This window comes from Nostoc sp. C96, from assembly GCF_059384975.1.
In genome coordinates, this window is the sequence record NZ_CM182020.1 from 316974 (window position 1) to 341773 (window position 24800).

Annotated in this window: 19 protein-coding genes; 11 read left to right on the forward strand and 8 right to left on the reverse strand. The window is 40.3% G+C overall.

Going from position 1 to position 24800, the window contains the following annotated elements:
- Nucleotides 1–1083 precede the first annotated feature (1083 nt).
- A complete protein-coding gene (locus tag AC504W_RS01295) occupies nt 1084–1407 on the forward strand; it encodes a thioredoxin family protein (protein WP_096582482.1) in 324 nt (107 codons plus the stop codon).
- Here AC504W_RS01295 and AC504W_RS01300 read toward each other — a convergent pair.
- Together AC504W_RS01300 and AC504W_RS01305 are read right to left on the reverse strand one after the other, a co-directional pair.
- Nucleotides 1394–1627, reverse strand: coding sequence for a hypothetical protein (locus AC504W_RS01300; protein ID WP_494875859.1), 234 nt, complete (start codon nt 1625–1627; stop codon nt 1394–1396). The two genes, AC504W_RS01295 and AC504W_RS01300, sit on opposite strands and share 14 nt — an antisense overlap.
- A 62-nt stretch (nt 1628–1689) precedes the next feature.
- Nucleotides 1690–3534: a S8 family peptidase gene (locus AC504W_RS01305; protein WP_494875861.1), complete on the reverse strand. Its 1845-nt coding sequence runs from the start codon at nt 3532–3534 to the stop codon at nt 1690–1692.
- Nucleotides 3535–3654: 120 nt separating this feature from the next.
- On the opposite strand from AC504W_RS01305, the gene AC504W_RS01310 reads away from it, so the two are divergent.
- The 5 genes from AC504W_RS01310 to AC504W_RS01330 all read left to right on the forward strand — a co-directional run bounded on the left by AC504W_RS01310 (nt 3655) and on the right by AC504W_RS01330 (nt 8309).
- Nucleotides 3655–4095: a hypothetical protein gene (locus AC504W_RS01310; RefSeq protein WP_494875862.1), complete on the forward strand. Its 441-nt coding sequence runs from the start codon at nt 3655–3657 to the stop codon at nt 4093–4095.
- A gap of 230 nt (nt 4096–4325) precedes the next feature.
- The gene (locus AC504W_RS01315; protein WP_494875863.1) at nt 4326–5921 is read left to right on the forward strand and encodes a hypothetical protein; all 1596 of its coding nucleotides are present in this window, start codon (nt 4326–4328) and stop codon (nt 5919–5921) included.
- Between the two features lie 176 nt (nt 5922–6097).
- Complete coding sequence (gene thiD / locus AC504W_RS01320) at nt 6098–6919, forward strand: bifunctional hydroxymethylpyrimidine kinase/phosphomethylpyrimidine kinase (protein ID WP_494875864.1); 822 nt, start codon at nt 6098–6100, stop codon at nt 6917–6919.
- Between the two features lie 190 nt (nt 6920–7109).
- Nucleotides 7110–7715 carry a hypothetical protein gene (locus tag AC504W_RS01325; RefSeq protein ID WP_096582492.1) on the forward strand — a complete coding sequence of 202 codons (606 nt, stop codon included), beginning with the start codon at nt 7110–7112 and terminating at the stop codon, nt 7713–7715.
- 255 nt (nt 7716–7970) lie between these two features.
- Nucleotides 7971–8309: a P-II family nitrogen regulator gene (locus AC504W_RS01330; RefSeq protein ID WP_015111218.1), complete on the forward strand. Its 339-nt coding sequence runs from the start codon at nt 7971–7973 to the stop codon at nt 8307–8309.
- A 165-nt stretch (nt 8310–8474) separates the two neighbouring features.
- Here the strand turns inward: AC504W_RS01330 and AC504W_RS01335 are convergent, their stop codons facing one another.
- The 5 genes from AC504W_RS01335 to AC504W_RS01355 form a co-directional block, all read right to left on the reverse strand.
- On the reverse strand, nt 8475–9119 hold the full coding sequence (locus tag AC504W_RS01335; RefSeq protein ID WP_494875865.1) for a hypothetical protein: 645 nt from the start codon (nt 9117–9119) through the stop codon (nt 8475–8477).
- 247 nt (nt 9120–9366) lie between these two features.
- Nucleotides 9367–9666 carry a cell division topological specificity factor MinE gene (gene minE, locus AC504W_RS01340; protein WP_015111216.1) on the reverse strand — a complete coding sequence of 100 codons (300 nt, stop codon included), beginning with the start codon at nt 9664–9666 and terminating at the stop codon, nt 9367–9369.
- A 31-nt stretch (nt 9667–9697) separates the two neighbouring features.
- On the reverse strand, nt 9698–10504 hold the full coding sequence (gene minD, locus AC504W_RS01345; protein WP_015111215.1) for a septum site-determining protein MinD: 807 nt from the start codon (nt 10502–10504) through the stop codon (nt 9698–9700).
- Nucleotides 10505–10549: 45 nt separating this feature from the next.
- A complete protein-coding gene (minC, locus tag AC504W_RS01350; RefSeq protein ID WP_494875866.1) occupies nt 10550–11692 on the reverse strand; it encodes a septum site-determining protein MinC in 1143 nt (380 codons plus the stop codon).
- Between the two features lie 405 nt (nt 11693–12097).
- On the reverse strand, nt 12098–13423 hold the full coding sequence (locus AC504W_RS01355; RefSeq protein ID WP_494875867.1) for a four-carbon acid sugar kinase family protein: 1326 nt from the start codon (nt 13421–13423) through the stop codon (nt 12098–12100).
- A gap of 548 nt (nt 13424–13971) precedes the next feature.
- Here AC504W_RS01355 and AC504W_RS01360 point away from each other — a divergent pair.
- From AC504W_RS01360 to AC504W_RS01375, 4 genes are all read left to right on the forward strand, one after another.
- Nucleotides 13972–14931 carry an orange carotenoid-binding protein gene (locus AC504W_RS01360; protein ID WP_494875869.1) on the forward strand — a complete coding sequence of 320 codons (960 nt, stop codon included), beginning with the start codon at nt 13972–13974 and terminating at the stop codon, nt 14929–14931.
- Between the two features lie 128 nt (nt 14932–15059).
- Entirely contained in the window at nt 15060–15386 is a 327-nt protein-coding gene (gene frp, locus AC504W_RS01365) for a fluorescence recovery protein (protein WP_494875871.1), read from the forward strand.
- Between the two features lie 180 nt (nt 15387–15566).
- Nucleotides 15567–16838 (forward strand): tetratricopeptide repeat protein, encoded by a 1272-nt coding sequence (locus AC504W_RS01370; RefSeq protein WP_494878809.1) that lies wholly within the window; start codon nt 15567–15569, stop codon nt 16836–16838.
- Between the two features lie 841 nt (nt 16839–17679).
- Nucleotides 17680–20421: an EAL domain-containing protein gene (locus AC504W_RS01375; protein ID WP_494875873.1), complete on the forward strand. Its 2742-nt coding sequence runs from the start codon at nt 17680–17682 to the stop codon at nt 20419–20421.
- Between the two features lie 188 nt (nt 20422–20609).
- Here AC504W_RS01375 and AC504W_RS01380 read toward each other — a convergent pair whose 3' ends face one another.
- Nucleotides 20610–21971: a UDP-N-acetylmuramoyl-tripeptide--D-alanyl-D-alanine ligase gene (locus tag AC504W_RS01380; RefSeq protein WP_494875874.1), complete on the reverse strand. Its 1362-nt coding sequence runs from the start codon at nt 21969–21971 to the stop codon at nt 20610–20612.
- A 514-nt stretch (nt 21972–22485) separates the two neighbouring features.
- On the opposite strand from AC504W_RS01380, the gene AC504W_RS01385 reads away from it, so the two are divergent.
- Nucleotides 22486–24696: an HAD-IIB family hydrolase gene (locus AC504W_RS01385; RefSeq protein ID WP_494875875.1), complete on the forward strand. Its 2211-nt coding sequence runs from the start codon at nt 22486–22488 to the stop codon at nt 24694–24696.
- Nucleotides 24697–24800: the final 104 nt, after the last annotated feature.

The window sequence follows — 24800 nt, forward strand, 5'->3', positions numbered from 1 at the left end:
TCGAACAAAATAATTGTTATAAATGCACCCTGATAAATAAATCTCCTAGTTATCTGCAACCACTGGGAGATTTTTTTATGTTTGGTAAATAGCAACCATGATTTTTTAAAATTTATTCGGAAGATATTGATAACTTCTCGAATAAATAAATTATTAATCGACGCGCCCTAATAACTAACTCCCCTATGCACTGGCCACAACTGGTAGATTTTTTTATGCTGGTTTAACAGCATATTAGCTTTTGGAATTTTTATCCGGAACATACTTCTAAATCCTAGAAACAGATTATTGGTAGTTGTACTAAGATAACTAACTTTCTGATTTGGTAGATACAACTGTTTTGCGATTTTGAAGCACCTTATAACCTTTAGAACAATTGTTCCGGAAGACTTTGCTAGACCTTGGAACAATTAATTGGTAGATGTACCCTGATACTTAACTCCCTGAATTAGCTAACACTTTCTTGGAGATTTTTGCGAAATGTTGGTAGTTGCTTAGGCGTATATTCTAGCGCAAGTTTCAGACAATATACTAGTGCAAATAGTATTTTTTGACTATCAGTGTCAGCATTTATTGACTTAACTTAACTCTGAATCTTCGCAGGTATCATGCCACCGATAGAGCTAATTAAACACTTTTTGTGTTTATAACATTAAACTCACTTATTAAACGTCTACTATCTATAAGCAGCAGATGGATTGTGGAAATTTTTTTGCGATCGCTCAGTTGCTTTGCAGAAGCTACCCTGGATGAGAATCGTAATTTTGTACATCCTATCATAGTTTATAGTCAGATCTCTACTGATTTGTCAAAGCCGGATTACAGATTGCTAAAAATTAATTTTTTAGGCTTGATTTCCACATCTGTAATATAGTCCTAGCTTAGGTTTTGGCTAAATTCCGTGTACTAGTCAACAGCATTTCCTCGCTATAACTATTTCCTGTAAAATATTTTTTTAGATAAATTTTTACTTAAATTCTCATTAACTGTATGATTGCACCTTGATCATCCATAAGTAAGATGCTTATTTATTGAAACTATGGTAAGATTTACTCCCGATTTCCAGGGAGGCGCAAGATCATCATGAGTTTAGCTGTAATTAAATTTTCTTCTGAAGAGTGCGGTATTTGCCATAAAATGGCTTTTTATGATCAAAAAGTAGCAGAAGAACTGGGCTTGCAGTTTATTGATGTGAAAATGCAAGACACAGCTACTTATCGTAAATATCGGAAAATTTTGCTCACCCAGTATCCTGATAAATCGGAAATGGGATGGCCTACTTATATTATTTGTGATTCTCCCGAAGGTGAATTTCAGATTATTGGTGAGGTTAAAGGCGGACATCCCAAAGGAGAATTTAGAAGTCGCCTGCAAGCAGTTGTAAATCCTGCCGCTAGTCAGAATTAATTACTTCAAAAGATTTTACTTCTAAAACTGGGCCAATCATAGCTGCTGTAATGATGTCTTCACGCACCTGTCCTTTAACTTTGGCTTGCTGCCCAGCTTTGAGTAAGCTTTTATCAGCGCCTTTGAGAATTTCGTAAGTTACACCTTCATCGGTAACTAACGCCCAAGCGCCCATACCAATCTCACGACGTTCAATAGTGCCTTTAACTGTAATGCTCATAATTAAGTGCTGAGTGCTGAGTGGGAGTAGTGAGTAGTCACTACTCCCTATTCCCTGATATTTTATGCGACTTGTTTATCGTTGTTAACTGCCAAACGAGCTAGTCCGTAGCAAAGTAGGGCATTAACAATGAGGAATATTCTTGCTAAGTTACCATTACCCAACCCCCAAACGGCTGGGTCGTATATTGCACTGACTGTCAAACAAGCGGCTACACCTAAAGTAGAACCAATAGCAAACCATTTCCAACTGGGATGTCCTAGCAGAAATACAACTAGAACCAGCGGAATTAAAACACTGGCAAATACAGGATTGAAAGCATCTGTACCTTGTAGCGCATTACCTAATTCAGGTAAAGAACTACCTAAAACGCGGAAAGGCCACTGGGGTAGGTCAAATATATAGATGCCTTTGAGGAAGAATAATCCCGAACTACCAAAAGTTAAGCCACTAAATAAAGCCCAACTCCAGGTAAAGGGGAAGTAAACCCGTAAAAACCAAGCAAGTAAATAAGAACCGACTACCATTAAAATCTTCGGCAACAGTGCTACAACACCGCCATCTATCCAAAAGCCGGGGTTAATATAACCGTTATCGCGCAACCACCGGAAGAAATCTGGGAAACTAATTTGTCCTTGGGCTGCTAGTTTAACTGCGGCTTCGGCGTTGAGTTGTCCAGCGCCGTAATAATTCAAACCATCATCTTGAATGACTCTGGCTGATTGTTTGAGGACTTTTAAAATGTCATCGGGATTTTCTATGCCTTTAGTTTTGATTAAAGCAGCTACACCTGCAACGTGAGGCGCAGCCATACTTGTACCTTGGAGTCCCAAGAATTCACTTTCGCCATTTTCGTTGATGGTTTCTTGCAAAATCTTGCCAGTATCACTACCACCAGGGGCTGAGATATCGACACCAGCACCATAGTTAGAGTAGTCAGCTTTTTCACCCTCTGGGCCGAAAGCAGAAACGCCAACAACGTGAGGGTAACGGGCTGGATAGCTTGCACCATTAGCACTTTCATTGCCAGCCGCCGCGATGATGACTACACCTTTTTTGTAAGCATAATCAATGGCATCTTTCATTAACTGGCTTTCACCGCCACCACCCAAGCTCATATTAATCACATCTGCGCCTTTATCGGCGGCAAATTTAATTGCTTCGGCAATATCGGCTACAGTACCGCCACCATACTCATTTAAAACTTTGAGTGGCATGAGGCTGGCTTCGTAAGCTACACCCGCTACACCATATTGATTATTAGTAGCTTGGGCGACTGTACCTGCAACGTGTGTACCGTGACCATAATCGTCTGTGGCTTGTTCTCGGTCATTAACAAAATCGTAGCCTTTGACAAATTTTGTCTCTTTTAAGTCGCGTACCTGGGTTACACCAGTATCAATCACAGCAACCGTAATACCACTACCTTTCGTTTCAGTCCATGCGCCTTCAATGCCGATTTTGTGAAGGTTCCACTGCTTGCTGTAATATGGGTCGTTGGGGCCGATTAAGGAAGGTTTGGCCTCGTTATTTTGGGGTGGTGTGAGTTCTCCAAGAACGGTGGTTTGAGGTTCTGGGGGAATTCTATAGATGTAATTCGGTTCAATGAATTCTGTGGCTTTGGCAAACTGAGATTTTTTCAGTTGTTTGAGCCTTTGGCGATCGCCTCTGATAATATACACATTGTCTTGTGCAGAAAATTTATTATCTAATTGGGGTGTAACGTTGTATTGTTGAGCGATCGCTTGCAAATCTCGGTTTATTTCATCTTTAGCAATATCTTCCCGAAAATCAAGCACAATCGTTTCAAAATCACCTTTCGCTGCTAGTCCCTGAAAATTTAAAAATCCAAAAACAGCAGCGCCTAACCCAATAATAAACAGGCACAATAATATTAGCCTTCTCATATTAACTCGTCACCGCTTTTGCCAGTTTGCTCACTAACATAACTTATCTGCATCCCTCATTGGTGTAATTGTCACTTTAGTTAGTTAAACTTTCACTTACGACTCAGGATTGTTTAAACGATGGAACGTGGTCTTTTATGGTTGCCTTTGTTGATAGCGTTTTTTTGGTTAGCTTGGCAAGGCTCAAAAGAATATCAAAAAGTTGAAGCTTATAAGATTTGGGCAGAACAATTTGATCGAGCCAAATATGATATTTATGCGGTATTAGGTCAAAAAGACAACAATCTGACTTGGGGTAAACCCACACCAAAAGGAATAATTAACTTAGAAACTTTTTCTATGCTTGATGTCAAAGAAATTCATCTTTTGGTAGATGGCAAAATTGTAAATCTAAAAGCTCCCCCAACAAAAGGTCGTGCTATTGAGTTAGAGTTCATTATTGCTGAATCTGCTAAAGCTTCTATACATGTACCCTTTACAGAAATCCCTTTAGCTGTGAAATGGGCTGAATATTTACAAGGTGCATTACAAAATTTACTAGGGGAACAAACTCTGTCGTAGAACAGTCAAAAATTATAGGAAATCGCTAGGTATATTTAGGAGTTAAGAAACTTTAGATTCCCCAGTTCTGTAAGAAATAGGGAATCTAATTTTCTGAGAATTTATCCAAAAATAATCTTGGCCAAATCAATTTATTTTTATCAAAAATTCAGAAATATTATGTCTACGAACTGTAGTCAATCTTCAGAGGTTAAAAATCAATAAACTTTTGCCAATAGATGAGAATTGATATGGGGAAAAATATTGCAGTTTTGGGTGTATTTTTACTTGTTGGTGCTTGCAGTTCTAGTATTGACGGCATCTCTCAGGCAACTAACACAGCAAAAGCGAATGTAGAAAACTGTCCAAAAGCTGAGGTAGTTTCTTTAGCAGTACCAAATAAAAATGAAGGTTTTTATGAAAGGTTTGATTGGCATATTCGCAATATCGTAGCGAATGATGACACTATTAAGTTTCAAACTCTAAAACAGGATTTTGTTTTCTGTCGAGCTAATAATACTTGGACAGTACAATCAGGAACCTTACCCAAGGAGTTGCAACCACCAAAAAATTATGCAGCCTTGGCACAGGATTGGGTAAATCCAAAATTCAAGAATATCAATTTTCAGGGTACAACTTATCAGTATCGGGTCGTTCAAGAGCCAAAGTATTCTTTAAGCTCAGATAATAATATCTCCAGACCAGAAGTCCCAGATCCAACTAAAGATAAAATTGTTTTTGAACTAATTACCCCTAATAGTAAAAATCCTCAACGGCAAACTGTGTATACTCTCAAGGATTTGCAGGACGCAGCAGTAAAAGCCGGATTTTCCGCTGAAGGTAATCAGTTGGGCGTGCCGAGAGTAACATCTAGTTTAGTTTATGGCGATCGCATTTGGTGGGCGATCGCTTTTGAGCAAGGTGAAGGTAACAATGGTATTGCTACCATGATTAGTTATGACCCAAAAACAGATAAATTTAGCCTGATTCAACCAGAAGCACTTGCATTTACACAAATTACAGATTTAGCCATCACGGGTGATGTTAATAAGCCTACTTTTTGGATGGGTACTAATGTGGGTGGTGAAGGAAATCTCTACCTTCCCGCTAAAGGATTAGTTGCTTACCGTCCTGATGGTTCTTTAAGTACTTACACCACACATAACAGTCCATTAGTTGGGGCAATTCCTGACAAACTCAGATTAGAAAATAACATCCTTTGGGTGAGTGGCACTAACGGCGTTTGCCAAGTGAAATGGCAAGCCGCTGATAACCCAGAAAGTTGGGCTTGTTGGCGTTTTACTGCAATGGCAAAACTGCCAGAAAAATTACCACTTTATAGTGCCTCAACTAATAAAAAGCCCGCTGTATCTTTGTCTGGTAATAATACTGTAGAAGTGTTGTGGTGGAGTCCGGTGAACTTCCAAACCAACAAAGGACGTTATGAGGTGACATACCCTCAAGGCTTCACCACTAAAATTAATGAAGGTGCCAGTAAGTATGAGTTTGGACGTTCTTTACCGCCAGAAAAACCACCTGTGGAATGGCCAGGTTTTGAATGGCACTGGAATGGACAACGCTTTGTTCGTGCTTTGGATGAAGTTGGACTTAATTTAGTTGGGGGTGGCCCTCAAGGTATCGGTTCTGGAGAATTTAACCCAGAATTACCCATGAATTGGAATGCAATACGCGGTGATTTAGAGTTAATTGATATTTCTCCTAAATCCACCAGCGTAAAATATTACTCTGGTTGGGTTGACTCCGAAAAACTGCAACCTTATCTTACAGTTGTGCCGCAAACAAGACCTCAAAATCCTCAACCAAATCCTTTGTTGAAAGGTCAATAGTCTAGGACTTACGCAAAATTATGAAGAAACAAACCGCAAAGGACGCAAAGGACACGAAGTCATAAGAGTTTGAGAGAGTTATTGCGTAAGTCATATAGTCATTAGTCAACATACCGAAGCTAAAGGATGAAATTTCAGACTTCAAACTTCATACTTTTTTCTCCCTCCCTTCCCTTATGAACGTTGAAACAACATCAAAAATCCCTGTTGCTCTAACTATTGCTGGTTCTGATAGTGGTGGTGGTGCGGGAATACAAGCTGATTTACGTACGTTTGCTTTTCACTGTGTCCACGGTACTAGCGCTGTAACCTGCGTGACGGCACAAAATACCTTGGGAGTGGTGCGAGTTGATGCAATGCCATCAGAGGCAGTTGTAGCCCAAATGCAAGCGGTTGTGGAGGATATTGGTGTACAAGCAGCAAAAACGGGAATGTTGCTGAATCCAGAAATTATTGCTGCTGTAGCCCAGCAAGTGGAGACTTTAGAAATAAATAATTTAGTGGTTGACCCGGTGATGGTATCCCGTACAGGGGCGCAGTTAATTGATGATGATGCGATTAAGACGCTACGCCAGCAGTTAATTCCCCAGGCGGCTATTATCACCCCCAACCGCTATGAAGCACAGATTTTAAGTGGTTTCCCGATTAATTCTCTGGATGATATGAGGGCAGCAGCGCAAATGATTCACCGCAATTTAAAGGCAAAGACTGTTTTAGTCAAAGGTGGCGGGATGCAGGGAAATGCCCGTGGTGTTGATATTTGGTTTGATGGCAACCGTTTGGAAATCTTGACAACACAGCAAGTAGACACGCAAAATACCCACGGTACTGGTTGTACATTATCAGCTGCGATCGCCGCTAATCTGGCGATCGGCAAGGATTTGTTAACATCTGTCAAACAAGCAAAAGAGTATGTTACAACTGCTCTGGTTTACTCACTCAGTATTGGCAAAGGTCAAGGCCCTGTAGGACACTTTTTTCCTTTGTTACGAAATTGACCTGTGCTTAGTGGAATATTGTAAGTTATTAGTTGCTGATTTTAGCAATTTTTAGGTATTAACTCGACCAAAAAAAATCTTTGCTATCTCGGCATTTATCTATTATTCTTGGGCATAGTTTCAGATATAGCAATTTTTCATAGCCTCTCTGTAAAATTCCATTACCTTAACTTTTGATACCAATTCACCGATGCGAACAACCACAGCAGCTGTTCATAGCCACTCTGCAACAAGGCCCGCTTCTCAAAATCATCCTTCCTCTGTGCCACTGTACGTATATCGGGAATTGGCAGCAGAGTTAGAAGCGACTCAGGCAAAAGTAGATGCACTCACCGCAAAAAATCAGCAATTAACGCAAGAAAATCAATTTTTGCGACAAGAAATTACCAAAGTTTTACAGTCTGTCGCCAACTTGCAAAAGCTAGTTGATTTCCGTAGTCCAGAAAGCAAGGATAGTAACTCTCATCCCCGTGCTAGTGGCGAAGTGAAAAATATTGCCAAACAGCCCAAAAAAGAAGCACGTCCTCGTTCGCCCTCAGCGCGGACGCGTCCACCGGAAACACCTAAAACTAAGCGCCGCCCAGATTTTTCTGTACCTGTAGTAGAAATAAGTTCTCACATCCCAGAAACAATCTTTATAGAAGAGCAGGCTGTTAATTATTATCCTTCGATGGAAGCAAAAAAGAAGGAAATCAATGGTTGGGGGTTAGTGATTACGATTTTATTAGTTATGTTGACTGCTTTTGGTGCTGGGTATTTAATTGTGCGTCCCCTGTTTGCACATCAGAGTAACTAATTTTGCTGTAAATTGTTAACAAATATACTTAAATGTAGAAGCTTTCTATTTTTAAGTTAAATAAAGTATGTTTCTCTCTTACCTCTTTGAGTCATCAATCTGTGATGCCAAAACTGCATAGACAAAAACTAAACACTTTAAAAAAAGTTGCAATTATTACATTATGTTTTTGTAATCGCGTTATTGGTAATAATGTCACACGGTTGATCTGGTTAGATAGATAAACAAACCTATTAAAATTTAGGAGTCAAATACATGAAAAAAGTAGAAGCAATTATTCGCCCATTTAAGCTTGACGAAGTGAAGATTGCTTTGGTTAATGCTGGTATCGTGGGAATGACGGTTTCGGAAGTGCGCGGTTTTGGACGGCAGAAGGGACAAACAGAACGCTATCGTGGTTCTGAATACACTGTGGAGTTTCTGCAAAAACTGAAAGTAGAAATTGTCGTTGAAGATAATCAGGTTGATATGGTGGTAGACAAAATTATTTCTGCTGCCCGCACAGGAGAAATTGGGGATGGTAAAATCTTCATCTCTCCTGTTGAACAAGTTGTGCGGATTCGGACTGGAGAAAAGAATACAGAAGCAGTATAAGGCTGAATAGAGGCGCGAGCGATCGCGTCCAATTATAGGCCAAATAGTCAGCGTTGCTGAAAGTGTGATAAACAACATCCGAAAGTTAAACTTTCAGAGGTTTTTTCGTCTCTAAAATCAGCAACGCCTACTGTGAAAATTCAACAGACTAATTTCTCTAAGAAATTATTTAGCTGACTTTGCAAAAACTTGAAAAATTGTTTGGTAGCCTTCTTTTGCTAAATTCTCAGCTTCCCGACGTTCTTCATTTGTGAAGTTGCTTTGTAGTTTCTCGTCGTCAGAAAATTTAGCAATTAATGTTTCATTATCGAAGAAAAAAGTTTCTCCTGAGTGGAAATATCTGATAGCTACGACTTTGTTATTTTTAAACCAGAAACCTACCCCGTCTCCTACTTCTAAAAGTGCTTCAGAAGCGGCGACAGGTTGATTATTGATAGTACAAATTCTATAACTAACGCCTGCTCTAACTTTTGTTGCTTCATCACAACCTTCAGTCATTTCAGTTAAAGCCTGCATTAGCGTATCAAAAATTTCTTTAGTACTTTCTGTCTTAATTTCCTGTTGTGCGTTTGCAGAAGTATCAATTACACATCTATCGGGAATACCATCACCATCATCATCAATGCGTGAGTCATTTTGTCGCCCATCATTGTCGCAATCAATTGCACCCCCGATAATTTTGCTTTCTTTCGCCGCAGGTGTTTGAGAATTTGATGGAGTTGATGCTTGAGACACTTGACAAGTAGTGAGTAAAGCAGTGCAAACTAGCAAGCTCAAAGAGAATTTGTGGGCAAATGGTAGTGATATCATGACTTATCTGAGTATTTGGCTAGTTTAGTTTGCCCAAAATAGATAGTATGGACGCACATTTGTCACTAGTCTTTCTTCAGTGCATCATCTGAATTCTCAACACTCTTGATTCTGACTGCTGAATTCTGACTTTTTCTTCAACTCATAGCAAATAAATTTATTTTTTAAATAGATTTTGCTCACCAAAAATTCACAGTAATTGAGATTTATCTCAGTACTAACTCGTGAAAAAATATAGTTTTGTCAACTACTGTGATTTATCACCACTTTCCAAAAGAGACATAGAATCTTTCACCCGCCGAATGGGTAAATTAGCAATCAAAGCTGTTGTTCTTTGGTTGCTTTCTAATGTGAACTCCAAGCCATCAGTTTCGATTTCCACGTAGCGACAGACGATATCGAGAATTTCTTGACGCATTTTTTCTAACGTCTGAGCATCTAAGTCAGCGCGATCGTGAGCTATGACTACTTGTAGGCGGCGTTTAACTTGATTGCGACTGTTTTCAGGAGGTCGAGAAAAAAGTCGTTCGATAAGTTCAATGATCATTGTTGTTAATAGATCTCAGGAGACTGAAACATTAAACAATCTTTGTCCACAACAACTTCCGCAAACGGGCGAAGATGTTATCTGGGGGCGCGTCGAGATCCAAGAATTCGACTGTTTCTCCTTCTAATCTCCGAGCAATATTTTCCACAGCTATAGCAGCTAAAGAGGGAGTATCCCCTAATACCAAGGGTTCGCCGCGATTGGTCGAGACAATTACACGCTCATCGTCAGGGATCACGCCAATCAATGGGATTGCAAGCAGTTCTTGAACATCTTGAACAGACATCATATCATTTGCCCGTACCATTGCTGGTCTGATGCGGTTTATTATTAAGTGTACACGCTTAACACCTTGTGCTTCTAGTAACCCAACTACCCGGTCGGCATCTCGAACTGCGGAGATTTCTGGAGTAGTGACAATTAAGGCTTCTTTGGCTGGGGCGATCGCATTTTTAAATCCGTTTTCAATCCCCGCCGGACTATCAATAATGACATACTGATATTTTTGCGCCAGTGCATTCACCAATAATTTCATTTGTTCGGGGGTGACTGCATCTTTGGAACGATTTTGGGCTGCTGGTAGAAGTACAAGGTTAGTTTGGCGTTTGTCTTTGACTAACGCTTGTTCTAACCGACACTCTCTGGAGAGAACTTCTACGGCTGTATAGACAATGCGGTTTTCGAGTCCTAACAGCAAGTCCAAATTTCTTAAACCAAAATCTGCATCAACCAAGGCAATTTGACGACCCAATTTAGCGAGGGCCATACCTAGGTTTGCTGACACTGTAGTTTTACCCACCCCTCCTTTACCGGAGGTAATCACAATAATGCGAGTCATGTTCAGAGTTGCGAGCGATGAGGGTTCAGGAATTATAATAGTTATTTATGGTACTTGATTTATCCTAGCTAATTGATTTCTAGAAAAATCAGTAGCCCTAGCGATGCGAATTCCTTGGGGCGTGATATGTGCCACTTCGGGAGAAAATTGCGATGGTAGCTTTTCAGGCGCTCTGGCTACAGCATCGGCGATTCGCAATTGAGTAGGTTCCATTTGCAAAGCCATAATTAAGCACTCGCGGTTCCCCCCAGCGCCAGCATGAGCAATTCCACGTAAACGCCCCCAGACTAAAATATCTCCTTCTGCCACTACGATACCACCTGGATTGACATCTCCTAGCAAAATTACTGTTCCGGGATGACGAATTTCGACTCCTGAACGGACAGTCATTTCGAGATAGAGTGCGTCTGCTTGGCTTGTTGTAGTTATTTGAGCTTCGGAACTGAGGGAGGTTTGTGGCTGTAGTTGTTCTACAGAATACCCTGATGTGACAGCGGCGATCGCAGTTTGTCGCCGACTCGTAGCGACACATTTTAGCTGGAGTTGCACTTCGCTAAAGCTATCGGCTAAATCTTGCAGTTGTCTGCTGTCTAACAAGCGGTCATAGGCTATCAAATGTACAGGTGTATTTGGTATCCTTAAGCGATCGCCTGCATTTAATCGCAACTTCAACTGTTGCCAAATATCAGCCCAAGCTAGTTCTGATGCTGGCAATTGAGATTCTGTTGGTAAGATAACTAACAGTTTTCCAGCTTCATGTTTGAACTGAACTTGGATATTTTTGAGTCGATTATCTACTTCGGCTTCTGTCACATCCCAAAGAGTGGAACTCGCTTCTGTCTTTGAGGCTTCAGGATTGGGTTCTAAGTCCTTAGCCAAATTTAACTCCAATTCTCTAGAAGCAGAATTTAACTCTACATCCTGAAGCGGAGCAGTTGACTCTAATTCTTGTGGGACAGAATCTGGATTTAACACTAAAGGCGGAGAATTTGATTTTAAATAAAGGAGAACAGATGATAATTCCGTATCTGGAATGACAGAATGAGGATCTGGCTCAGAAACGGTGGAATTCGACTCAATATGAAAAACATTGGAATTTACATCTACATCAGATAGATGAGAGATAGACTCTGCATCAGGAAGTGCAGAATTTGACTCTGGATTAGGGATAGCAAAATCAGAAGTCATGCAGCACCAGCCATAAACACAATGGAAACTCCGGGTAATTACTTATCTTAAATTAGTTACACAACGGAACAACATTCTCACCCAAGAAAGTTATGAGAACTAAGTGCTGTAAACGCTTCTGTTACCTCCCGTGGGATGCACCAACAACTGCGGCTCAGAACTTTTGAGGATTTCACTGAACTCATGTTTCTGAAGTATTTCAGAACAAACATTTTGTATCAACCCTGATTTATTATTCTTAACTAGTGACCTAGACAGCTATTAGGCATACATATTGCACTTTTTTTTGCGGATTGTCATTAGTCAAGGGTCAGTCAATGGTCAATAGTTTTTATCAACATTCAATAACAAATGATATTTGCAGGCGCAAAACTCTCCAAACTTTCAGACTTCAGACTTTACACTTCATAATTCTTTAGTTAATCGTTGGTAAACTGTTGCTAAAGCATGAGCATCACCAACATTACCGGGAAATAATACTACTGGTAAATTGGGGAATTGAGGATGGTTAGCAGGTGTTATTACCATCGAACAACCAGCTAAAATTTGTCCTAATAATCGCGCTGTTGTTAAAGCCAAGCCTGTACTCAAGACATCATTTGATGTAATCCCACCTTTGCTAATTAAAAAGCCAATATCAGCAGGTAAACCCTGCACAATATCCATCAATAAACTGGAAACTTGAATGCCAAAATCAAGCCGTGTTTTCACATCATTAAAAGTGAGTTCTTGACGGCTAGTATAAATAACTGGCGTTTTACCCGCGTTATAAACAGTCTGAATATTTGCTAATGTTTCGGTGAGCAGTATAGTAGCTGAATTTTCTTCTTGATTGAGTAATCGCTGAACATCAACTTCAATTCCCGCTGTCCCTTCTGTTTCCAACAATGCGTTTAACTGCTGCGTTGTCTTTTTGACATGGGAACCGACAATAACTGCGCCAGGTTTGCCTTGCCGCACATATTTTGCCATGTTTTCGGCAGGAATGGGTTGGGGCGGTAATGCTGCTAAAGCTGTTAAGATGCTGGCGGCGCTGCGAAATAAAAAGCGTTTACCTTGGCTGGCTGCGGCTAATAAATCTTTGGCGAAAATATCGAGGTCGGCTTGAGTTTCGCCATCAACCACAGCACATTGATTACCTGTGAGTTTGAGTAATCTTTCTAAGCTACCAGCACGAATATCAGACAGTAAAAATCTGGTGACAGACTCTTCACTTATGCGACCTTGAGTTTTTTCTTCGACGTATTTGGGTAAATAACTGTGATGATATGCAAATACGGAATCACGGGCAAACTCAGTTTTCTCTACTGGGGTTGGTACACCATCAATAATTAAGTAATGGATGCTGTCGCGGGTGATGCGTCCACCTTCAAAAAACGCCGGGACGAGAAAATGAGCATCAAAAGAGCCGAGTTCAGTGGCGATCGCATCCGTTTCAATGGGATAATGCCCACGTAATGTAGAATCAGAACGACTCACAAGCAAAAAATCGCTAATTCCTTCAGCCGCTATTGCTTGTTTTAAATTTTGACAAACTTCTTTGGTGACTGCTGCGGCTGACTCTGGCGGTAATGCACGGGTATTAGTCAGGACAAAAAAAATCGGTGAATCATCACGCAACCCGATGCGTAAAGTATCCACATCCCAGTGCATTAGCAGCAAGCAACTGTGGACTGTTTGCGAACCTGTAGGGTCATCATCTAAAACAATTATTTTTGGTTTATTACTCATGAGAGTCAGCAGCGCAACTGTTGTGTGGGATAGTTAAGGCTTTGGCAATTTTTTAATTTCGGCTGGCACATCAAGGACAATCTGCAATGATTAATTGAGTAGTTGAGCATATTCGCCAACTTGCATACGTCCTTACTTGTCAAGCTTGCAGATTTGCTAAATTATTTACAAATAATTCTTGATTATTTGTCAGCAATTTTTCATTCATTATCCCGCAAAAATGGTATTTCCATGATTGCCTCTCTCACCTCTGACGACTTTATTCTGGAACCCTGATTTAGCGCAGCTTCATCAAGAATTGGTATGAGGGTAGGGGTGTAGGTGGTTAATGGCCTTACACCCTATTTGTATTAGTTATCACTACATAAGTCTTGCTTGACTACCTCCAAACATTGAGGAGGTATATTTTGCCATCCAGTTAAAAATTATTAACTTTTGTTAAATTATGTGATATTTTTGTAACAGGTCGCGGAAGCTTGAACGTCTCAACGCTCACGCCCACGTCCTTTTGCTAATTCTAAATACAATTTAAAGTTAGGTGTGTAAATATGCCAATTACAATTGACTCGGCTCGTGGTATTTTCCCAGAAACCCTATCTGCCGATGCAGTACCAGCCACAATTGCTAGATTTAAGCAACTCAGTGCGGAAGATCAGTTGGCATGGACTTGGTTTGCTTATTTAGAGATGGGTAAAACAATCACTGTTGCTGCTCCAGGCGCTGCTCGTATGCAGTTTGCCGAAGCAACTCTTAATCAAATTCGGGAAATGAGTTTTCCTGAGCAAAGTCAGGTGATGTGCGATCTAGCCAACAATGCTGATACACCTATTTGTCGTACCTATGCTACTTGGTCGGCAAATATCAAACTAGGGTTCTGGTATCAACTTGGAGTATGGATGGATCAAGGTATCGTCGCTCCAATTCCTGCTGGTTATCAGCTTTCTGCCAATGCTTCAGCAGTACTGCAAGCAGTTAGAGAACTGGATCAGGGACAACAAATTACTGTCTTACGCAATTCTGTAGTTGATATGGGATTTGATCCCAACAAGTTGGGCGACTATACCAGAGTCTCTGAACCTGTTGTTACACCTAAAGATGTGTCGCAACGCACTCAAGTCACCATTGAAGGCATTACAAATGAAACAGTGCTGAGTTATATGGACAACCTTAATGCCAATGATTTTGGGGCATTAATTGAGCTATTCGCGCCTGATGCAGCTTTGCAACCACCTTTCCAAAGACCAATCGTGGGTAGAGACGCTATCCTGCGATTTTTTAATGAAGAATGCCAAAACCTCAAATTGCTTCCAGAACGAGGCGTTTCTGAACCAGCAGAAGAAGGTTACACCCAAATAAAAGTTACTGGTAAAGTCCAAACTCCTTGGTTTGGTGCTGGTGTTGGGATGAATATGGCTTGGCGATTTTTAATTAATCCTAAAGGTAAAATTTTCTTTGTGGCAATTGATTTGCTGGCATCTCCTAAAGAACTATTAAATTTAGTTCGCTAGAAGAAGTACCAGCTAATAGCTATACCTTGAATGATTGTGTGAGCGCTCTCTAGTCAAGGGCGCTCCTATTTTTTGCAGCAAATCGCCCATTGATAAAACAATTAAACGTATAAATTTTAAGGTTCGGAATGCAAGTGAGTGAAGTTGAATGGTCTAAGACCGAGGAAGAAATAGCTAAACACGCTTTTGAAAAAGCATATCAGCGAGAAATTGAAGCGGTAATCCAAGAAGTCCGGCAAAGATCCAGTAAGATGACACAGGCTGATGAAATGTGGCAGTTACACGATTTCTTAAGTGCCAGAAGGCATGAAATAGATGGTAAATACGAATACAGATATTCAGTTCTCATCTTTGTCTTTGCTAGGTTGATCAAAGAGGGTTGGCTGCATCTTGATGAACTACAGGGACTGGAAAAAGATAAGTTGACCAAAGTAGCCGTTATGACTCGGATGTAAAAAGTGACTCAGCCTCATATTTGGTAGCAGCAGACAGACAGAGATGTTTTCTGCTGCATTTCTTTTGTACCAGCACTTTGATATTTAAATTCATCATTTATCCGCAACGCAGCTTTGAATATGGTGCAAGATAGAAGTTACGGTGGGCAGATTGCAACATACACCTATAAATTATCAATTATGAGTAATCACGAACTCTACTTACAGGGGTTAGAAAAAGCTAAACAAAAAGATTATGCTGGGGCGATCGCAAATTTTAGCCAAGTAATACAGCTAATGCCATTCGATGCTGAGGCGTATTTGCAAAGAGGATTGGCGTATTATGATTCAGGACAAATTCTTTCGGCAGTTTCTGATTATACCGAAGCACTAAAAATTGATGCTAAATTTGTTGAAGCTTACTATAGTCGTGCATTGGCGCGAGTGGCACTGAAAAATTTATCTGGCGCGTTGGATGATGTGGAACGGGCGATTAATCTGCGTGGTAATTATGCAGCAGCTTATAATTTGCGGGGAATCGTACGCCGCAAACAGGGATTCATTCAAGATGCGATCGCTAGTTTGAAACAAGCTGCAGAATTATATTTACAACAAAAAGATAAAGAAAATTGTCGTCTCTGTCTAGCACAGATTAAACAGTTACAACCTCCAACTAAAGTAGCCGTACAACCACAAAATTCTACAACTACACCTATCATCTCTACCAAAGATTATTTTACGCAACTATTAGACAAAGCCGAAAAGGGAGATACACGAGAAGCGATCGCAGATTTAAACTGGGTTTTACAAGCAGATCCTCAAGATGCTCAAGCTTATTGCTGTCGGGGTGTAGTGCGTTGCAAAATGGGGAATTACCGCGAGGCGATCGCAGATTTTAACCAAGCACTGTTACTCAAGTTTCAAGATGCTATCGTCTATCGCAACCGAGGTAAAGCCCGTGCTTTGTTGGGAGATCATCAAGGTGCGATCGCAGATTTTAATCAAGCAATGCTAATGCAACCCCAAGATGCTTTGATATATGTTGCTAGAGGTAATGTCTATCGAGCAATGGGTAATTATCTTGGTGCAATTCAAGATTATACGCAAGCGCTACAAATTAAATCTGATGATGCCCAAGCTTACTACAATCGTGGCATTGCTTATACATTAATTGAAGAAATGCAAAGCGCTGTTGAAGATTATCAACGTGCAGCTAGTATTTTTTGCGAACAAGAAGATTGGGATAATTACCAACAAGTTTTAAATAGCCTACAAAAAATCCAGACAACTTATCCTGAATCGAAAAAGCAAAAGTATAACTTATTACGCCAAAAACTTTTGCGCTTAGTTGGCGGTTATTGGGAAATTGCTCAACGATTAATTGACCAAAAACAAGATTATTATCCAGGAAAACCAGATGAATGGTATCTACAAAAAGTGATTGAAGATTTAGAACGCGATCGCGGTAGATAATCACATAAATTCACCAGCAAAATGCAGAAAATTATTGATTAATTAATGCTCAACTATCGTCCTTGAATTTCATTGATAAACTATATGTAGAGTGAGTATTTTCAGCCAAAATCGCAATTAAACTAGAACATAGAAGTGAATGCCCAGTTGAGAAATGTCTAAGTTTTGGCAAATTATCCGCAGACCAAATCTCAGGACTTATGTCTAAACAGTTTCTGGATCAGCCTTGATTTTTCAGATGACGTAGATAAGAATAAATATAACTCTCATAAAGAGTAAGCGATCTTGGTGAAAACCTAACCTTATCCAATGTCCGAAGTCCGCCAATGCGGACTTTTTTTTTGAAATAAATTGTTATTATTTCAAACACAGATAATAGCCGAAAATATTACATTAATTATGTCTAAAAATAATTGATAAATATTGCTATATCGGCTCAATTGAGAAAAAATAAAATGTCGTCTAATATCATACCAAGCAAATTACTGATGGTATGTCCGCCGCAAGTATAACCAAGTTGGAACGACACAATCGCTTGGATTCGGTGATTACTCTTCTGCACTCGTAATGACAAGTGTTTAGTCGGACTTAATATGACACATTTATTGTCCAGACAAGCAATAATTAGCCCTTATTGTTAAATAGTTAGTTCGCTAAAGCGGATTTTATTTTTGAATAGAGTTCACACGATTTAATACTCTCTCTCAGATAGAATCTCAAAAAACACCTATTTTTTGAAGTAAAGGCTCATATTAGCTTCAAGATTTTTATACTTTTATGTATATAATTTCATGTAAAACTAGCAAATATCATGATATTTGCTAGTTATGAGTTATAAGCTATGACTATTAATCATCTTCAGTCTCGTTATCAGTCTTCTTCTCTTCATGCTTTATGCCAATTTTATTCACAAAAAACTAGTATTGCCGTCGTTTTGATCGGCTGTGTTGTCCTTATGGGATGGATGAAAGATATTACAGTTCTTAAGAGCGTTGTGCCGGGATGGGTAGCAATGAAAGTCAACACCGCTATCTGTTTAATTTTAGGCGGAACATCTTTATGGCTGTGGCATTGGCAATGGAAAACTTACATAACGCGGCCTGCGGCTCAAGTCTGCGCCTTCTTAGTGTTAGTAATTAGTTTGTTAACACTGATGCAATATGCCTTCAACTTAGACTTTGGGATTGATCAAATTTTATTTAAAACCAGCATTGACCCTTTAGGTGATGTTGCGCCTGGTCGGATGGCTGTTCATACAGCTGTTATTTTTTTGTTGTTGGGCTTGAGCCTACTGCTGTTGAGTCTGGCGCAACCCAAGTATTTTTTAGCGCAGTCATTTGCACTAGTGGCATTTTTTATTGCCAGTATGGGGCTATTAGGCTACGTATATGGTAATGCTTATTTCTATAAATTTGGTTCCTTAACATCAATAGCGATACATACAGCCGTTGCATTGATTTTACTCATCTGTGGCATTTTGTTTGCCTGTCCAAACCGTGGGTTAATGATTGTAGTCACTAGTAAACATGCAGGTGGGATGATGGCGAGGAATTTATTACCAGCAGCAATTATCTTTCCGCCAGCCATCTGCTGGCTAGTTCTCTATGGGTATCGAATGGAGATTTATACGGCGGAATTTGGACTGTGTATTTTAAGTGTTTTGAATATTATTGTCTTTGCGGTGTTGATTTGGCGGAATGCCCGATCGCTTAACGTTATTGATCATCAGCGAAGGCGATCGCAAATAGCACTGCAAAAAGCCAATGAAGAACTCGAAAAAAGAGTGATGCTTCGCACAAGCGAGTTATTAAAGGCGCTAGAGCAGTTACAAACAGAAATTGGCGAACGCCAAATGATCGAACAAGCTCTTTTTCAAGAAAAAGAACTAGCTTTAGTGACATTGCAATCAATTGGGGATGGAGTAATTACTACTGATGCTAGAGGTTTGATTAAATATATCAACCCAGTTGCCGAGATACTCACTGGTTGGAGTCTAAGTGAGGCAATGGGTTTGCCATTAACAGAAGTTTTTCAGATTATTCATGAAAATACCCGCGAAGCCGCAGAAAATCCAGTTGAACAAGTCTTAGATTCTGGCATGATTGTTGCTTTAGCCAATCATACAGTGCTGATTACCCGCAATGGTAGAGAATTGTCGATTGAAGACTCCGCTGCGCCAATTCGTACCAGAGACGGCGATATTGTTGGTGTAGTGCTGGTGTTTCACGACGTTACCCAAAGCCGCAACATGGCACGTTTATTATCCTGGCAAGCCAAGCATGATAGTTTGACAGGACTGGTAAACCGAAGAGAGTTTGAAAATCGTCTAGCACAGGCCGTTAGCAACGCTCATACTGGTACAGAACAACACGCATTATGCTATTTAGATTTAGACCAATTCAAAGTTATCAATGATACTTGCGGACACATTGCTGGCGATGAACTATTATGTGAAATTGCTAATTTGTTTCAAAGCCATATCCCTTCCTGTGAAACGCTTGCACGTTTAGGAGGAGATGAATTTGGCATTATATTTAACAACTGTTCTCTAGAAGCAGCCGTATTCAAGGCTAATATCATCCGAGAAAACACGCAAAAGTTTCGCTTTGTCTGGAAACAGGATAAAGTTTTCAATCTCAGCATCAGCATTGGCTTAGTTGCTATCAACGCTGATACGCCAAATATGAATAGTGCCTTAAGTGCTGCTGATGCAGCTTGTTATGTGGCAAAAAATCAAGGGCGTAATCGTGTACATATTTATCAAGCTGATGATCTGGAATTGGCAAGACAGTATGGTGAAATGCAATGGGTAGGCAGAATTACCCAAGCATTAGAAGACAATCGTTTTCGGCTTTATTACCAGTCCATTGTTCCCGTTACTAGAAACGACTGCGAAACAGAACATTACGAAATTCTCTTAAGACTGATTGATGAAACGGGTAAGTTAGTCTCACCAATGGCGTTTATTCCTGCGGCTGAACGCTATAATTTGATGCAAACTATTGACCGTTGGGTAATTCACACCTTTTTTACTCATCTAGGTCAATGTGTAGATTTTCAACAACATTATTGTCCATTACTAAAATACTCTCGTGGTTGTTTATACACCATCAATCTTTCTGGCGCTAGTATTAACGATGAGCAATTTATTGATTTTATCTGCGACCAGTTCACATTACACCAAATTCCACCCGCAGCTATTTGCTTTGAAATTACCGAAACTGTGGCTATCAAAAACTTAGGTAAAGCAGCGGGATTTATTCGCGCACTCAAGGACTTTGGTTGTTGCTTTGCCTTGGATGATTTTGGTAGTGGGATGTCTTCCTTTGCTTATCTCAAAAATTTACCAGTCGATTATTTAAAAATTGACGGCAGTTTTGTGAAGCATATTGTAGAAGAACCAATTGATTTAGCAATGGTAGATGCTATTAATAAAATTGGTCAAGTTATGGGAATTCAAACTATTGCCGAGTTTGTGGAAAACAACGACATTTTAAAAGTAATTCAAAACCTTGGGGTAAATTATGCCCAAGGTTATGGTGTTGGTAGACCTACTCCTTTTAAGTTATTTCAATTCAATTAGAAGATAGGAGATATTAGATAAGCTGTTAACCACTTAATTTGCTGGTTGAGACCGCAGGGGGGCAGGGGAGCAGGGGAGAGGGTTTGAAGTTTTTCCCCAAAATTTCAATTGTGCAACTTGTAAGCACAGTAGCTTAGTAAGATTATCTTCATCTAAAATCCAAAATCTAAAATCCAAAATTGATTGACTCAGCATTTTGCCGTAAATTCTGCTCGCAATTGATTGACAACGCGATCTAAACCTACAGAATGAGCCGCTTTAAATAAAATCCGATCGCCTGCTTGAATAAATGTTTTGAGTCGCGCTACTAAATCGCCGTGACTCGCAAAGCACTCTGAGGGTACACCTTCAGCACTTTGAGCGATCGCTACTGCATCTTGTCCGTCTACCAAAACTAGCAACCCGTCCAAATTCAAGTGGCGGACGGTTTCACCGACTTTTTGGTGTAATTGTGGCGATCGCTCTCCTAATTCTTTCATAGCTCCCAATACGGCAATTTTGCGTTTTCCGGGAGTATCAGCCAATAACTGCAAGGCGGCTAACATTGCTTCTGGTGCAGCATTATAAGTTTCATCTAAAATGACAACATCATTGGGTAAAGCATAACGTTGCGATCGCCCGGTGGGCATATCCACTGTGACACCATCAGTTAAAGTTGACCAATCAATTCCCAATACCTTGGCGACAGCTAAAGCGGCTAAAAAATTCGTCGCATTATGACGACCAGCCAGCGGTAAAGGTAGTTTTATGCCGGCAACTTCTATTGTTTCACTATCAATTAAAGTACCTGAGATATCACCGCCAGATAAACCATAAGTTAAAACTTCACCCGACCAAATTTTTTTAGCTGTGGCGATTAATAAAGGATTGTCGTGATTGAGTATTGCTACACCATCTTGAGGCATTTCAGCTAATAATTCACATTTTGCCTCAGCGATCGCTGTTTCTGAACCCAGCAACTCAATATGCGCCGTCCCAACATTAGTAATTACCCCAATCGTCGGCCGAACAATGTGTGTTAGTTCAGCAATTTGTCCTCTACCCCGCATCGCCATTTCAATCACAGCAAAATTATGTTCTGCATCCAGTTCCAGCAGAGTTTTCGGTACACCAATTTCATTATTAAAATTTCCGTAAGTCTTGTGAACTCTACCTTGGGTAGATAAAACCGCTGTGATTAATTCTTTGGTTGTAGTTTTACCCACAGAACCTGTTACCCCAATCACTGGGATATCAAAGTGATCGCGCCACCATCTAGCAATTTGTTGATAAGCTGCGAGAGTGTTTTTCACCTGCAACACCGGAAATTGAGAATTTTCGTAGTCAAAATCCACAATTGCTGCTAATGCACCTTTAGCGATCGCTGTGGGAATAAAATCATGTCCATCAAAATTTTCTCCACGTAAAGCCAGAAATACCTCTCCTGGCTGAATAATTCGCGTATCAGTTTGGATGCCGCTGCTCACTTGTGCTAAAGCAGTTGCCGATAAGTTGCTAGATTGTGCCGAGATCACTTGCAGCAGTTGGGATAGGGTAGAAGACCAAGACATAGATATTTTGGGATGATTTTTATCAAAAATGATTATCTGTTTTCTTAACTGAATCTTCCATAAAGGAGAAGACAACAAAATTTTCTCATCGTATGATCTGTGTGAGAAAAATACAAACTACCATACTGTTTTTACGCCGTAAATTTTTAGCGATCGTTCAGGAAGTTAATTATTTTCTGAGACATAATCCCATTTGTCGATTTAACCATGACAGATCATATTTCACTGCCTAATTTTGTCATCATTCATACTAAATTATCCATAAAATTAGACACTAATTCTCATTTTTGGCAAGTCATTTGGCGACAATTTCGGCAAAGTAACAAAATCCCTTTCTTTTGGTAGTTAATTTTTTTAATTATCAGTCCACACCCAGGGAAAATAAGTATGACATCTTTGATTAAGGCTACCTAATGCTAATGATAGATGTTCTGTCTTTAACTCTCCCTACAAATTCAACATTCATCAGGCGAACTATAGCATTACCTATCTACAATCAACCACAGAGGAAGACATGGTATCAAATAATTCAGGGTTGTATATTCTACTAGTCAGTGTTCACGGTTTGATTAGAGGTAAAAACCTGGAATTAGGCAGAGATGCTGACACTGGTGGACAAACAAAATATGTAGTCGAACTTGCTTGTACACTAGCAAAAAATCCCCAAGTAGAAAGAGTAGACTTGGTGACGCGTTTAGTAGACGACCCAAAAGTCAGTTCAGACTACGCAAAACCCGTAGAAATGCTGTCAGACAAAGCCCAAATTATTCGCCTGGCTTGTGGGCCACGCCGCTATCTCCGCAAAGAAGTTCTTTGGCCGCATTTAGATACCTTTGCGGATGAATTACTCAGACATATTCGCAAAGTTGGCAGAATTCCCAATGTTATTCATACTCACTACGCCGATGCGGGATATGTCGGTTGTCGAGTTGCTGGTTGGCTAGGAACACCCCTTGTACATACAGGGCATTCCCTCGGCCGAGTCAAACAGCAAAGATTATTAGAACAAGGAACCAAACTCGAAGCGATTGAAGATCACTTTCATATTAGTACTCGCATTGAAGCCGAAGAAATTACCCTTGGCGGTGCAGCCTTAGTCATCGCCAGTACTCATCAAGAAATTGATGAACAGTACAGCGTTTACGACCAATATCAACCAGAAAGAATGGTGGTCATCCCGCCTGGAGTAACTTTAGAAAATTTTTATCCTGCACCAGAAAATTGGCCAAATCCGCCGATATATAAGCAATTACAGCGATTCCTCAAAGACCCGGAAAAGCCCATGATCATGGCAATTTCCCGACCAGCGATGCGGAAAAACGTCAATCGTTTGATTAAAGCTTTTGGAGAAGATTCCGAACTGCGTCATCTAGCTAATCTTGTAGTTGTGCTAGGACAACGAGACGACATCTCAACAATGGAATCTGGGCCAAGACAAGTTTTTACAGAAATCTTTCAATTAATCGATCGCTATGATCTTTATGGTCACATAGCCTATCCCAAACACCATAATTCTGATGATGTGCCTGATTTATATCGCTTGACAGCGAAAACTGGCGGCGTGTTTATTAATCCCGCACTGACAGAACCATTTGGGTTAACGCTGATTGAAGCCACTGCTTGTGGTGTGCCAATTATTGCCACATCTGATGGCGGGCCACGAGATATTATTGGTGCTTGTGAAAATGGCGTGTTGATTGACCCGTTGAATATTGAAGACATTCAAAATGCCCTGCGTGATGCTTTGACAAATAGGGAACAATGGCAACGTTGGTCTAGCAAAGGCTTAAGTAATGTACGCAAGCATTTCTCTTGGGAAAGTCATGTAGAACAATATCTAGAGAAAGTGCGCCTATTTCCCCAACAAAAGATTCAATCTTTACTCAGTCCAGTGCGAGAATTTCCCACACGCGATCGCCCAGACTGGAAAATCCCCGAAACCAACCACTTACCAACCGCCGATCGCTTTCTGATTACGGAAATTGATAACACTTTATTAGGCGACCAAGAAGCACTACACAAGTTAATTCAGCGGATTCGTGCCGAAGGACATACAACGGGTGTTGGTATTGCTACAGGCCGCAACCTCCAAAGTACCTTAAGTATGTTAGAGGAATGGGAATTTCCGATGCCAGATTTGCTAATTACCTCAGCTGGGAGCGAAATCTACTATGGCCCGCAAATCGTTACAGATACAAGTTGGCAAAAACACATCAGCTATAATTGGCAGCCTGCGGCAATTCGAGAAGCGATGAAAGCTATCTCTGGAATAGAATTACAGCCCCCAGACACCCAAGGCAAATTTAAAATTAGCTACTTTGTTGATGCTGATAAAGCACCCAATTTCCGCGAAATCATCCGCCACCTGCGCCAACAACAACTCCCCGTCAAAGGCATTTTTAGCCATAATATGTATCTTGATTTATTACCATTCCGGGCTTCTAAGGGAGATGCTCTGCGCTATGTAGCTTTAAAATGGGGATTACCCGTAAAGCGTTTCTTAGTAGCAGGTGCATCAGGTAATGATGAATCTATGCTGGCTGGGAATACCTTGGCAGTTGTCGTGGGGAATTACAGCAAAGAAATCCACAAGTTACGCGGTTATCCCCAGATTTACTTTGCTCAAGGACGCTATGCTTGGGGGATTTTAGAAGCCTTAGATCACTACGACTTTTTTGGTAATTTATCTGTAACACAGCCAGAACCAGAAATGTTAGCAGTGTAATTTTTCAGTTTCACGCGTATGTAGGGGGTAAGTTTTTACTTTTTTACATACGCGGGATTCAAGTTTTATCGCAAAATTCTGCCTCAATTCTTGAGCAAGATAAA